Here is a 12,884-nt window from a genome sequence, read left to right as displayed (position 1 = left end):
AAGGGGAGGGGGACGTAAGTACTTAAAATGGCGTTGTATCCACCCTCACCCCAGCCCTCTCCCATCAAGGGAGAGGGAGGGTTATGACTTTTTACGAGACTGGCAAGTATTGATGGCCTTGCCGAAAGTCGGGTTCCCTGGCTTTATCTCCTATTGGGATTATGTTATTATACCTTTTGATAACAAAGGCAGAGGCTAAGAATGTTAAAAACGATTACTAAAGAACTGAAGAACCATGCACCATTTACTGTCTTTGGATCAATTGCCGGGCTAATTGTCATGGTGTTATTATATAAAATTCCTTACCGAGCATCATATAACATTTTCTATATATTACATCCTGCCCATGTTGTTTTAAGTGCTATTGTTACAGCGTCTATGTACAGACTTCACATAACCGGTAAGTACAAACTTTTGAGCCTAATCCTGGTAGGCTACTTGGGCTCGGTTGGAATAGCCACACTCAGTGATTCGATAATTCCTTATATAGGAGAAGTCCTGCTCGACCTTCCTAATAGAGGCATCCATATAGGTTTCATCGAAGAATGGTGGTTGGTAAATCCATTAGCTTTTGCAGGTATTGCGATTGCCTATTTCAGACCTGCTACCAAATTCCCTCATACCGGGCATGTATTGTTGAGTACCTGGGCATCTTCATTTCACATTATCATGGCAGTCGGTGGGATATTAAGTGTAAGCTTGATTATTACAGCGTTTATATTTCTGTTTATCTCGGTTTGGATTCCATGTTGTATGAGCGATATTGTGTTTCCACTTCTGTTTGTCGGGGAAAAAGATAAACATGGTAAAACGCCGGAATAGATTGAAGCTCCCCGCAGCAAGCTACGGGAACCTCCGACTGTTAAGGAAATTTGTTCATTTTATTCGCTCGCTAACCCCGCCGCAAGCAGCGGGGAACGAAGTAATTCGAAGAATAATGCACTCGCTGTTCAGTTCAACACTGCAAAAGCGGGCTAATAATTGCTTGTCTGAGTACTGAGGTGGTGATATGTGCTCGGGGAAGAGGGGATTATTTGATGTTTAAAATCATAAATCGATATATCCTGAAGGAAATATCATTTCCATTCTTCATAACGCTGTTTGTATTTACATTCATCCTTATGACGGGGAGAATTCTCCAGCTTATGGATCTCATGGTTAACAAAGGTGTAAGCTTTGTTGATGTATCAAAGATTGTCCTTTTTTTAATGCCGTCATTTCTTGTTTTTACTATACCTACAGCATTTCTGATATCCATACTAATTGGACTGGGAAGACTCTCAGGTGATAACGAGATAACTGTTTTTAGAGCATCAGGGATAAGTTTATACCAGCTTTTATTCCCCATAGCCTTCGCTTCCCTGATTACGTTTATTATGACTGCTGTGGCAACTTTCTTTCTGGTTCCACATAGTAATTATGCCACGAGAAACCTCCTCTTTGATATAGCAAGACAGAAAGCAAGTATAGGTATAAAAGAAAAGGTTTTTAACGATGATTTCAAAGATCTTGTCCTGTATGCGGAAAAGGTTCCGGTTCATGGAAACTTTATGGAAGGAATTATTGTATTTGATAACCAGTTGAGTCAAGAACCCAATACAATTATTGCCCGAAAGGGTTATCTTGTGTCTGATCCGAATACACTGACTGTGGTTTTAAGGCTCGAAAACGGCAGTACCCACACTGTAGATAAAAACCTGAAAAGTTATAAGAAAATGGACTTCAGCACCTACGATGTTAATCTTAACCTGAAAATGGCTGATGCAGGAGAAGAGGAAGCAACAGCGAAAAAAAGTAAAGAAATGACCGTCTGGGAGCTGTCTGAAGAGATCAAAAGTTCGGGTTTAAAAGAGACAGTGATAAGAGAACTTGCCATTGAGTTTCACAAAAAGCTTTCAATTCCTCTCTCCTGTGTAATTTTTGGAATTCTGGGAATTCCTCTTGGGATAAGAGAAAGTAGGTCAGGGAAATCAGCAGGATTTACCGTTGGCCTTTTTGTTGCCCTGATCTATTACATGTTGCAGTTGTGCGGTGAGGGCCTGGGAGAAACCGGCAAACTTCCTCCCGCGATAGGGGTGTGGGCACCAAATGTAATCTTTGGAGCAGCTGGAATCTATATATTTATCCTGGCTGCACAAGAAAAACTGCCAGACTTTGGCGGTTATAATGATATATTGAAAAAATTAGTTGCAAACTGGAAAGGCCGGCGATCATGAGCATACTTGACCGATATATATCGAAAGAATACATCAGGATATTCTTCCTTGTGGTTGCATCATTTTTATCACTCTATCTTATTATCGATTTTTTTGAGAAGATAAGAATGTTCCTGAGTAACAGTGCTTCATTTTACCAGATAGCGTCTTATTTTTTCTTCAAAGTCCCGATGATCATATCTCAGACTATGCCGGCTGCAGTCCTCTTAGCCGCTCTTTTGACTTTTGGGACGCTCTCAAAACATAGCGAAATTGTTGCTATGAAGGCAAATGGAGTGAGCCTTTATAAAACGTCACTTCCCGTAATAATAATCTCTGTCATGGTTTGCATTTTTACTTTCCTTTTTAATGAATTTATTACCCCGTATGCCAACCAGAAGGCTGAATATATTAAACTTGTTGAAGTACAGAAGCGCAAGAAGCTGGGTTCTTTCAAGCAGAACCAGATGTGGTATAGGAGCAAGGATGCCATCTATAACTTCAATATATTTGATCCTGTTACCAATACACTAAAGGGGATTACCATCAACTATCTGGATCGTAATTTCGAACCGTCAATGAGGATCGATGCAAAAGAGGCAAAATGGGAAAATGGAAAATGGGTATTTCGTGATCTTCTCATTACAAGATTTCCTCCCGAAGGTTTTTCTGTTCTTGAGCGTGTTACTTCGAAAATTATAAGCCTTCCTGAAAAACCCTCGGATTTTAAGGTTGTTCAGAAGGATGCTGAAGAGATGGGTTATTTGGAATTAAAAAATTACGTAAAAAAGATCCAGCTTGAAGGGTACGATGCCACACGATATATGGCTGACCTGCATGGCAAGATAGCCTTTCCAATAATAAGCATTATTCTTGCTATAATAGGAATTTCTTTTTCTTTGAGGTCGGAGCGGAGTGGAGGTATTACTCAAAGTATCGGTGCTGGTATTGTGATAGGCTTTTCTTACTGGGTAGTTTTTGCCTTTGCACTATCCCTGGGGCGTTCCGGAACACTGCCACCACTTTTGGGTGCATGGCTTGCAAATATCATCTTTGGTTCTGCAGCGTCTGTGATGTTTTTTAGGGTAAAGACATAATGTGGCAGGGCTATAGCCCTGCCACATTGTTTTTTTGCGAGTGCGTCAACTTTTAGCCTCAAACTGAATCCTGACGGCTGAATGCTGACCGCTGATTTTTTACGTCCCCATCTCCCAGGAGTTGAGATATTTCTCCTGCTCTTCTGTAAGGGTATCTATCTTTACTCCCATGGATTTTAGTTTCAGCCTTGCGATCTCTTTGTCGATATCTTCAGGGACGCCGTATACCTTGTTTTCCAGATTTCCCGCGTTTTTCACGAGGTATTCTACCGCAAGGGCCTGATTGGCAAAACTCATGTCCATAACGCTGGAAGGATGTCCCTCTGCGGCCGCAAGATTTACCAGTCTTCCTTCACCCAGGAGACATATCTTCTTCCCATCTGACAGGGTATATTCATCGATATGTTTTCTGATTTTCCTGGTACCCGTTGAAATCTCTTTCAGACCCTCAATATCCAGTTCAACATTGAAATGTCCCGAATTGGAGACAATGGCCCCATCTTTCATTTTCAGGAAATGTTCCTTTCGGATAACATTTATATCTCCTGTGAGGGTACAGAAAAAATCGCCAATCTCTGCAGCATCGGCAATCGGCATAACCCTGTAGCCATCCATGATAGCTTCAAGTGCCCGCAGTGGATTTACCTCAGTTACGACAACATTTGCACCCATTCCGGAAGCCCTCATAGCGACTCCTTTTGAACACCACCCATAGCCGCATGCTACAAATACTGAACCTGCTATAAGCCGGTTCGTTGCCCTGATGATACCGTCAATTGTGCTCTGACCAGTGCCGTATCTATTGTCAAACATATATTTCGTACTGGCGTCATTGACGGCGATCAAGGGAAAGCGAAGAACCCCCTTGTCGGCCATTGCCTTTAATCTTATTACACCGGTGGTGGTCTCTTCCGTTCCTCCTATGATCTCTTCTATGAGGTCCTGACGTTTGGAATGTATCGTTGACACCAGATCGGCGCCATCATCCATCGTTACTGTTGGTTTTGTGTCAAGTACTGAGTTGATATGCTTATAGTAAGTATCGGTGTCCTCACCATTTATCGCATGAACAGGGATATCATGATATTTAACCAGATATGCGGTCACATAATCCTGGGTACTGAGAGGATTTGATGCACAGAGCGAAATCTCGGCACCACCCGCTTTGAGAGTTTCCACGAGGCTTGCCGTCTCGGTGGTAACATGGAGGCAGGTGCCAAGCCTTACCCCTTTTAACGGTTTTTCTTTTTGGAATCTTTCTTTGATAATATTCAAAACGGGCATGCTTTTATTGGCCCATTCAACACTCAATTTTCCCTCTTCGGCAAGGTTGATGTCCTTGATGTCGAACTCCATTCTCTTCTCCTGATCTCGTTAGTTTTATATTAAAATCCCCCCATCCCCCCTTTGGTAAAGGGGGCAAGGGGGGATTTTTTAGGTGTCAGCTATTTAACACCTGCTGCTTCTTTTACTTCATCTATTTTATCAGTTTTTTCCCAGATATAATCATCCATAAATAAGGTTTTGGGCAATTTTCTGTAAATGTCCCCATTGAGGAGGTCAAAATGTTCAATCATACCTCTGGGAGTTAAATCAAAGACATCTCCTACAACATCGTCAATCTTTCTATCGGGAACGATCCCCGTTCTAAAGGTATCGACATAGATAGACATGGGTCTGGCAACACCGATGGCATAGGCCAGTTGTACCGAACACTTAGTAGCCAGGCCGGCCGCTACAATATTTTTGGCGGCATAGCGGGCGCCGAACGCCGCAGAACAATCTACCTTTTCCGGCGATTTATTGACTACTGAACCTCCACCCAACTGTGCTCCGGGATATCCTCCATAGAACTGAACGACAAGCTTGCGGCCTGTAACCCCTGAATCAGCCGCACTACAGGAATTGGTCGCCTGCCATTCACCTGTGGGATTGAACAGAAATTCTGTATCGTTATCCACCCATTTACCAAGGCTATTGAAAGCTATTTCTTTGGCCTGTGCCTCTATACTGTCTTTGAAACTGTCCGGAACCTGGCGATAATCGATGGCATTGGACATTAGAACCTTTGAAACCCTTTTTGGCACACCATCGTCACCATAATTTACAGTTACCTGACCTTTACCATCAGGGGCGAATACGGGATTTCCGCAATTCTCAAATGCCCTCATCATCTTGCTTACCAGAACATAGGTCAGAGGTAGTAATTCAGGGGTCTCATTGATGGCAAATCCGTACATAATACCCTGGTCTCCTGCGCCTATTTCCTTATATTTGCCCAGATCGGCCCTCGTGCCGATGTTGATGTCGGGAGATTGTGGAATAATAGCATTGAAGATTCCCATGGAATTCCCGTTGAGTCCAACCCTGAAATTGTCGTAACCAAGGGACAGCACCGTCTCACGAACACTTTTTTCTATGTCGACGTAAATCCTCGTGGCCACTTCACCGCCTACGATGCAAAAGCCCTTTCCTAAAAATACTTCAAGACCGCAATGGGGCATGGAATGTATGTCCATCCCGATTTTGTGTTCTTTATCCAGAATGTCGGCTATGATATCCGCCGCAATAGCATCAGCAACTAAATCAGGATGTCCCACCTTGACACTTTCAGCCGTAATATGCATTTTTCTCCTTTTCGTTTCAGTTTTTATTCGCACAATGCAGTCGCAACAGTTTACGATTTTAAATCTCTTAAAGGCTCAGTCCCTTTTCGCATTTGACCACTTTCCGGATTGTTCCGAAGGGGCGACTATGCCACCGGAGATGATGAGCTTGAAGGCTTCTTCCACAGTCATATCCATATTTATCACATCATCTTCAGGCACCATTATATAAAAGCCGGATGTCGGGTTGGGTGTAGTGGGGATAAAGAGATTTATACATTTCTGTGCCGTCTTCGTTTGAACTTCTCCCTTCGCTTCACCTGTCACAAGAGCGATAGCATACATTCCCTTGCGGGGATACTCTACAATAACTACCTTCTTGAAACTCTGGGATTTATCGCTAAAAACGGCATCAACAAGCTGTTTTATCGCCTGATAAATGCTTCTCACGAAGGGGATCTTATTGACAAACCATTCACCCAACCTGACAAGTTTGTTTCCGAGGTAACTTTTGGTAATAAGACCTACAATAAAAATCAATATCAACGTAAATATTACACCAAGTCCCGGTATATGAAAGTTGAGCAATTCGTCAGGTTGAAACCTGGTGGGAATAATCTTCAGAATCTTATCCATTAGATTTGTCATGCCCAAAAGGATATAAACCGTTAATCCTATCGGGATGATAACAGCAATACCGGTCAAAAATGTATTTTTAATCTTTTTTCTCATTTTTTATGTCGTGATACAAAAACCGCAAATTTAAATTATAGAAGCATAGTACACCCAATATGCCGTGTGAGTAGAAAGTCATAACAAAAAGAGACGGGCTTTTCAATAACTATTTACAAAAGAAAGGGGCAGTGTGTATTTACACCCCACCCCTTATGTATAAAGGAAAGAAATCAGAAGTCAGAAGCCAGAATGAAATTGGAACGGATCTTCTGCCGTTTCCTCAACCACTTATTTCCTTAATTTTGTTTTTGTCATCCACATATACACATTTGGGAGACCAGTCTCGTGCGGAATCATTATCCACAATGACAAAGCTTGCTATGATGACTATGTCCCCGCTGGAACACTTCCTGGCCGCAGCCCCATTAAGGCATATAACGCCGGAACCTTTTTCGCCTTTTATAGCATAGGTCGAGAATCTTTCGCCGTTTGACACATTGTAGATATTTACTTTTTCGTATGGGAAAATGTCCGCGGCATTCATGAGCTCTTCATCGATCGTAATACTCCCCTCATAATTGAGATCAGCGTCGGTTACGGTTACCCTGTGGATTTTTGATTTCAGGATGAACCTTTGCATGGTAATTGTTTCCTCCCTTATGGTATTTTGCAACTTTTGCATGTTTTGCAAACGTCTTATTATGACTCTATGTCCAGGGGTTCCCCGAACACATAGTTGTCTATAATCCTTGTTACTCCTACCCGTACTGCCAGTGCTATGACGGCTTCACTTTCAAGATATTCAACGTCATTCATTGTAGTGGTATCACATATCTTTACATAATCAATCTCTGTATGAGGATGTACCTCAATAATTGCTTTTATGTTACTTATTATATTAATCGCCTTCCTTGCCCCGTTGTCATAGAGTTCCTTCGCCGTTTCAAGAGAACGGCTCAGACTGAGGGCAGACTCCCTCTCCTCTTCTTTCAGGTAGGTGTTTCTCGAACTCATGGCAAGGCCATCCGCTTCCCTTATCGTAGGCATTCCCACAACATCTATGTCCATATTGAGGTCTGTTACCATTCGCTTAATCGCAACAAGCTGCTGGAAATCCTTTTTGCCAAAAACCGTTACATGGGGTTTGACAATATTGAAAAGCTTTGCGCAGACCGTTGTCACGCCTCTGAAATGGACCGGTCTCGACAAGCCGCAGAGGTTTTTGGTTACCTTTTCAACATCGACAAATGTCTGATAGTGTTCAGGGTACATCTCACTGTCCGGCGGATAAAATATCACATCTACCCCGACATCCCTGGAGAGTCTTCTATCTTTTTCAATATCTCTTGGATATTGTTCCAAATCCTCCCCCGGGCCAAACTGGGTTGGGTTGACGTATATACTTATAACGAGACAATCCCCCAGTTTTTTACCTTCCTTCATGAGGCTTAAATGGCCATCGTGCAGATAACCCATCGTGGGGACAAAAGCGATTTTCTTTCCGTTTCTCCTGAGTGATTCAGAAAATTCCTGCATCTTTTTTACTGATTCAATAATCTTCATAGTTTTTAAACCCCACAAAAAAAGCCTCACCGTCTGGAACGGAGAGGCTTAGATTCAATATCTTAATAAACAAGCACTTCCAATACCTTCCGTCTCAGTCCGAAACCGGATCCAAGCGACTTGTGTTTCCCTATCAAAAGAGATTCTGCTTGTCAAGAGATTTGTACCGAAAGACTTTACATAACCGTTCAAAAATGTCCAGAGGCAGATCCTTGAACTGAACAACGAGCGCATTATTCTTCATCATATTTTCAAAGCTTTCACTGAAAGGAGTGCATTGCTCAGTTTGCCGAATTCTTCAACCGTTAACGTTTCACCCCTTCTCTTGCTGTCTATGCCTGAAAGTTCAAGGATATCGGCTATATCTTCTTTAGAAGCTTTCAATAAATCTGAGACTTTCAGGTTATTCAGGAGAGTCTTCCTTCGCTTGGAAAAAGCGGTTTTTACCACTGTTGAAAAGAAATCTGGATTCTTTATGTTAAAAAGCGGAGCCTGTCGAACAGTGAACTTCAGCACAGAGGAGTCCACATTCGGTTTTGGATAAAAACAACTGCCAGGTACTGTCATTTCCAGCGAGGGTTTTGCATACATCGAAACAATGACCGAAAGTATGCCATACTCCTTCGTTCCTGGAAATGCAGTTATTCTTTCGGCGACCTCTTTTTGAAACATCAGAATCATTGACGAAATATTATCCCTGAACTCAATCAGGTGGAACAATATCTGTGATGAGATATTGTAGGGTATATTACCGATAACCTTTAACTTCTTTGAAGGATGCTCAGAGTGGGCTGAAGAAAAATCATATTTAAGGACATCTGTCTGAACTATTTCTACGTTAGAATGATTTTTCAGTTCTTCCCGCAAGATATCTACCATGTATTTATCTACTTCAAGAGCGATAACCTTTTCTGCCTCCCTTGAGATCATGGCGGTCATTATTCCCAAACCGGAACCTATCTCAACAACAATCTCGCCGCTTTTTATATCGGAGATCATGACGATCTTTTTTGTAATATTGTTATCTATAAGAAATGACTGCCCTAATCTCTTGAGAGGACGAATCCCATGTTTTTTGAGAATATTTTTGGGAGTTGTCATGAAATATCATCTGCCTTCAGTTCTTGTACTTTTTTCTCACTGCCAACACGGCTTTGTGAGTTATAAAATAGGCGGGGATGGCAAAAAGAGGTGCGAGGATGAAGCCTCCTACAAGTAAAGGATAAGCAACATTCCACCCCATATTGATGATGTTATACATAGTGTAGTCGTTTAAGACAAGCTGGCATTGGTTGCCTTTCAGAAGGAATTTCCCCAACTGGTATTCAATTACATATAGAAACGGTATTGTAATTGGATTTGATATGAGACCCGAACCAAGGATGCCGGCTGTAATGTTCTGCCTTAGCAAAATGCCGAAAAGAATAATCAGAATGGTATGAAAGGGAATCGTCGGGGTCACTCCTATAAACACACCGATTGCCGCACCGACGGCGATTTCTCTTGGGTGTCCTTTCAGGCTGATAAATTGTGTGTAAAAATCCTTTAATATTTTTTTCGGATTCATGGCTGCTCACAATAGGTGCTTACTGTCTCGACATCGACAATAGTTTGTTGATATGACAAAATCTTTGTAATTATTGATTAGGAGTGAGCTAAAGTTTAAAGTTAAAAGTGAGCTAAAGTTAATGGTACACGCCTTCGGCGTGGTCAAATTAAAAACAAGTTGCGCTGCGTATTCTTTAACTTTAGGCACTTTAGATCACTTTAGGCACTTTAAACTTTATTCCCGGCGGCCATCTGGAAACGGCGTTCATATCGAATGAATCTCTTTTGCCTGTTTTTAGGAGATTATCGCCAACGACGGCAATCATTGCCGCATTATCGGTACATAAAATTGGAGGGGGAATAAATATCTCAATATCTTTTGCCGTTGCTTCTTCGTAAAATCTCTCCCGCAGACGGCTATTTGCTGCAACCCCTCCGGTAACTACAACGCGGGATACTGAGCAGGACTGTGCAGCTTTCAGAGTTTTTTCAACGAGCACATCAACGATCGCCTCCTGATAACTGGCGACAATATCGGGTATTTCGTCTTCGATAATCGGGGATTCTCTTTTTCTGGTATATGTTAAAAGTGATGTCTTGAGTCCACTAAAACTAAAATCCAGACTGCCTTTCATTGCCCTGGGAAATTTAACGAATTCAGTATTTCCACCTCTGGACAGTCGATCTATTACCACCCCACCAGGATACCCAATATTTAAAAGTTTGGCAGCTTTATCAAAGGCCTCGCCGGCAGCGTCATCTCTGGTCTGTCCCAGAAGACCAAAATCCTGAAAATCTTTAACAAGGTAGATGTTTGTATGTCCACCTGAGACGACGAGCGCGACAAATGGGAAATCCGGTTTCTTATCATTCAGGAATATTGATGCTACATGACCTTCAAGATGATTTACCCCTACAAAGGGTAGGTTCTTTGCGAAGGCTATTGACTTGGCCACTGATATGCCGACGAGAAGGGATCCAACCAGACCGGGTCCTTTAGTGACCGCTATACCTTCAATTTCATCAAGAGACAAATTGGCGTCATCCAGAGCCTGCAGGATAACCGGAATGATAGCTTCTATATGCTTTCGAGATGCAATTTCCGGTACTACTCCGCCATATTTGCTGTGTATATCTATCTGTGAGGCAATGACACTGGACAAAAGAAAACTGCCATTTCTAACAACGGCAGCTGCTGTCTCATCGCAGGAAGACTCTATCCCCAAGACCAACATTATTTACCCTCAGCATATTTTTTCTTCACAAAAGATGGAAAAGAATATATAGCAAATATAATTGTTTGTAAACAGAGATTTAGGTTAGTTTAAGATAACAATAAGTGTGGAGGAGCAAAGAATAGAAAATGGAGATAGAAACTGATTTTCTGGTTATAGGTAGTGGAATTGCGGGACTTAGCTTTGCGATTAAGATGGCTGATCTCGGAACTGTTGCTATTGTTACTAAAAAAGAGAAAATAGAATCCAACACGAATTTAGCCCAGGGTGGGATAGCTGCCGTTATGGATAAGACGGACAAATTTGAAAATCACATAAATGATACCCTCACTTGCGGGGCAGGTCTTACCAAAGAAGATGTGGCAAAATTTGTAGTAACGAATGCCCCTGAGAGAATTAAAGAGTTGGTCAAATGGGGGGTAAAATTTACAAAAGCAAAGAAAGGCAGTTCCACTGTCTATGATCTCGGACGGGAGGGCGGACATTCCCGGAGAAGGATTTTGCACGCAAAGGACATTACCGGCCAGGAGGTGGAGAGGGCTCTTGTTGAAAAAGCGGGTTCTAAAAAAAACGTAAAAATTTATGAAGACTTTTTTGCAATAGACCTTATCCTGAAATCAAAAGTGTTGGGTAGAAAAAAAGGCGAAAAGGATCAATGTCTTGGAGCTTATGTCTTTGATGTAAATAGCAACAAAGTATATACTTTTAAAGCAAAATATGTACTTCTTGCTACCGGAGGCGCAGGGAGGGTATATCTGCATACCACAAATCCCGGTATTTCAACGGGCGACGGTATAGCGATGGCTTACCGGGCCGGAGTGAAAATTGCTAACATGGAATTCATCCAGTTCCATCCCACCAGTCTCTATCACCCGGAGGCAAAATCATTCCTCATCAGTGAGGCTGTGAGGGGAGAGAGCGCCGTTCTAAAGTTAATGGACGGGTCGACGTTTATGGAAAAATATCACCCGATGAAGAGTCTCGCTCCGAGGGATATTGTCGCCAAAGCCATTGATACAGAGCTTAAAAAATCGGGTAATGAATATGTCCTCTTGGACATTACACATAAAGATAAGGATTTTCTCATCAAGAGATTTCCTAACATATACAGTGAATGCCTTAATTTTGGGATAGATATTTCGAAGGATCCAATTCCGGTTGTTCCTGCCGCACATTACCTCTGCGGCGGGGTAGTAGTGAATCAATTCGGGGAAACTAATGTTGACAGACTGTTTGCATGTGGTGAGGTTGCCTGTACCGGTCTTCATGGTGCCAATCGTTTGGCGAGCAATTCCCTTTTAGAAGGAGTGGTATTTGCGCACAGTTCGTTTATGAAGATAACGGAGCTGTTCCCGGGAATAGAGGACGATGTTATTTCTGTGCCTCCCTGGGACACGAGGGGTGCAACGGAGAGTGATGAATCGATAGTCGTATCTCATAATTGGGATGAGATACGGAGATTCATGTGGGATTACGTGGGGATCGTAAGATCGAATAAAAGACTGGAACGGGCAAAACGGAGGATAGATCTTCTTAAACGGGAAATTAATGAATATTACTGGAACTTTATTATAAGCACAGATTTGCTGGAACTCAGGAACATTGCAACGGTGGCAAAGCTGATTATAAAGTGTGCAATATTGAGGAAGGAAAGCCGGGGTTTGCACTATAACATTGACTATCCGGAAAGAGATGACAAAAACTGGCTTAAGGATACAATAGTAAGGAAAATTTCGCAGAAAGATACCCGAACTGATATTTGAGATTTATGGTTCTTCTCCAATTTAGTTGGAGAAGAGGGGTCAAGGATTCAAGGGTTTGTTTTTTAGAGACTTTATCAGCACCTTTAACGTTCTTTTGCTTTCTGCTATATCTTTTTTTAATTTACCCAATACACCTTTTTCAATTAAATCCAAATCCCCTGCTGATAATATTTGCGTTTCCAGTTCGCAAACAGAACCATAA

The 12,884-nt window shown here is 42.0% G+C and carries 13 protein-coding genes; 5 read left to right on the top strand and 8 right to left on the bottom strand.

Going from position 1 to position 12,884, the window contains the following annotated elements; translation table 11 throughout:
* From Q7J27_00195 to lptG, 4 genes are all read left to right on the top strand, one after another.
* On the top strand, positions 1-199 hold a 199-nt coding region (locus Q7J27_00195), incomplete at its 5' end, for a hypothetical protein (protein ID MDO9527561.1).
* Positions 200-201: 2 nt separating this feature from the next.
* Complete coding sequence (locus Q7J27_00190) at positions 202-822, top strand: hypothetical protein (GenBank protein ID MDO9527560.1); 621 nt, start codon at positions 202-204, stop codon at positions 820-822.
* 215 nt (positions 823-1,037) lie between these two features.
* The gene (gene lptF, locus Q7J27_00185) at positions 1,038-2,216 is read left to right on the top strand and encodes an LPS export ABC transporter permease LptF (GenBank protein MDO9527559.1); all 1,179 of its coding nucleotides are present in this window, start codon (positions 1,038-1,040) and stop codon (positions 2,214-2,216) included.
* The gene (lptG, locus tag Q7J27_00180) at positions 2,213-3,292 is read left to right on the top strand and encodes an LPS export ABC transporter permease LptG (protein ID MDO9527558.1); all 1,080 of its coding nucleotides are present in this window, start codon (positions 2,213-2,215) and stop codon (positions 3,290-3,292) included. Before lptF ends, lptG begins: the two co-directional genes overlap by 4 nt.
* 99 nt (positions 3,293-3,391) lie before the next feature.
* Here lptG and ahcY read toward each other — a convergent pair whose 3' ends face one another.
* From ahcY to tsaD, 8 genes are all read right to left on the bottom strand, one after another.
* Positions 3,392-4,648 carry an adenosylhomocysteinase gene (ahcY, locus tag Q7J27_00175; GenBank protein MDO9527557.1) on the bottom strand — a complete coding sequence of 419 codons (1,257 nt, stop codon included), beginning with the start codon at positions 4,646-4,648 and terminating at the stop codon, positions 3,392-3,394.
* A gap of 89 nt (positions 4,649-4,737) precedes the next feature.
* The gene (locus tag Q7J27_00170; protein ID MDO9527556.1) at positions 4,738-5,919 is read right to left on the bottom strand and encodes a methionine adenosyltransferase domain-containing protein; all 1,182 of its coding nucleotides are present in this window, start codon (positions 5,917-5,919) and stop codon (positions 4,738-4,740) included.
* A 75-nt stretch (positions 5,920-5,994) separates the two neighbouring features.
* Positions 5,995-6,630 (bottom strand): DUF502 domain-containing protein, encoded by a 636-nt coding sequence (locus Q7J27_00165; GenBank protein ID MDO9527555.1) that lies wholly within the window; start codon positions 6,628-6,630, stop codon positions 5,995-5,997.
* A 223-nt stretch (positions 6,631-6,853) separates the two neighbouring features.
* A complete protein-coding gene (locus Q7J27_00160) occupies positions 6,854-7,255 on the bottom strand; it encodes an aspartate 1-decarboxylase (GenBank protein ID MDO9527554.1) in 402 nt (133 codons plus the stop codon).
* 17 nt (positions 7,256-7,272) lie between these two features.
* On the bottom strand, positions 7,273-8,136 hold the full coding sequence (gene panC / locus Q7J27_00155; GenBank protein ID MDO9527553.1) for a pantoate--beta-alanine ligase: 864 nt from the start codon (positions 8,134-8,136) through the stop codon (positions 7,273-7,275).
* Positions 8,137-8,379: 243 nt separating this feature from the next.
* Positions 8,380-9,237 carry a 16S rRNA (adenine(1518)-N(6)/adenine(1519)-N(6))-dimethyltransferase RsmA gene (gene rsmA / locus Q7J27_00150; GenBank protein ID MDO9527552.1) on the bottom strand — a complete coding sequence of 286 codons (858 nt, stop codon included), beginning with the start codon at positions 9,235-9,237 and terminating at the stop codon, positions 8,380-8,382.
* A gap of 16 nt (positions 9,238-9,253) precedes the next feature.
* Positions 9,254-9,703: a DUF2062 domain-containing protein gene (locus Q7J27_00145; protein MDO9527551.1), complete on the bottom strand. Its 450-nt coding sequence runs from the start codon at positions 9,701-9,703 to the stop codon at positions 9,254-9,256.
* Between the two features lie 190 nt (positions 9,704-9,893).
* Positions 9,894-10,919 (bottom strand): tRNA (adenosine(37)-N6)-threonylcarbamoyltransferase complex transferase subunit TsaD, encoded by a 1,026-nt coding sequence (gene tsaD, locus Q7J27_00140; protein ID MDO9527550.1) that lies wholly within the window; start codon positions 10,917-10,919, stop codon positions 9,894-9,896.
* Between the two features lie 128 nt (positions 10,920-11,047).
* Here tsaD and nadB point away from each other — a divergent pair, with 128 nt between their 5' ends.
* Complete coding sequence (gene nadB, locus Q7J27_00135) at positions 11,048-12,682, top strand: L-aspartate oxidase (protein MDO9527549.1); 1,635 nt, start codon at positions 11,048-11,050, stop codon at positions 12,680-12,682.
* Positions 12,683-12,884: the final 202 nt, after the last annotated feature.

It is taken from the genome of Syntrophales bacterium (genome assembly GCA_030655775.1).
Lineage (GTDB): Bacteria > Desulfobacterota > Syntrophia > Syntrophales > JADFWA01 > JAUSPI01.
This window is presented reverse-complemented; position numbering and strand designations above follow the sequence as displayed.

What these genes read in the sequence shown, in the direction of transcription:
- Q7J27_00190 (MDO9527560.1), top strand. Translation starts at nt 202, where the DNA reads ATGTTAAAAACGATTACTAAAGAACTGAAGAACCATGCACCATTTACT.
- lptF (MDO9527559.1), top strand. Translation starts at nt 1,038, where the DNA reads ATGTTTAAAATCATAAATCGATATATCCTGAAGGAAATATCATTTCCA.
- lptG (MDO9527558.1), top strand. Translation starts at nt 2,213, where the DNA reads ATGAGCATACTTGACCGATATATATCGAAAGAATACATCAGGATATTC.
- ahcY (MDO9527557.1), bottom strand. Translation starts at nt 4,648, where the DNA reads ATGGAGTTCGACATCAAGGACATCAACCTTGCCGAAGAGGGAAAATTG.
- Q7J27_00170 (MDO9527556.1), bottom strand. Translation starts at nt 5,919, where the DNA reads ATGCATATTACGGCTGAAAGTGTCAAGGTGGGACATCCTGATTTAGTT.
- Q7J27_00165 (MDO9527555.1), bottom strand. Translation starts at nt 6,630, where the DNA reads ATGAGAAAAAAGATTAAAAATACATTTTTGACCGGTATTGCTGTTATC.
- Q7J27_00160 (MDO9527554.1), bottom strand. Translation starts at nt 7,255, where the DNA reads ATGCAAAAGTTGCAAAATACCATAAGGGAGGAAACAATTACCATGCAA.
- panC (MDO9527553.1), bottom strand. Translation starts at nt 8,136, where the DNA reads ATGAAGATTATTGAATCAGTAAAAAAGATGCAGGAATTTTCTGAATCA.
- rsmA (MDO9527552.1), bottom strand. Translation starts at nt 9,237, where the DNA reads ATGACAACTCCCAAAAATATTCTCAAAAAACATGGGATTCGTCCTCTC.
- Q7J27_00145 (MDO9527551.1), bottom strand. Translation starts at nt 9,703, where the DNA reads ATGAATCCGAAAAAAATATTAAAGGATTTTTACACACAATTTATCAGC.
- tsaD (MDO9527550.1), bottom strand. Translation starts at nt 10,919, where the DNA reads ATGTTGGTCTTGGGGATAGAGTCTTCCTGCGATGAGACAGCAGCTGCC.
- nadB (MDO9527549.1), top strand. Translation starts at nt 11,048, where the DNA reads ATGGAGATAGAAACTGATTTTCTGGTTATAGGTAGTGGAATTGCGGGA.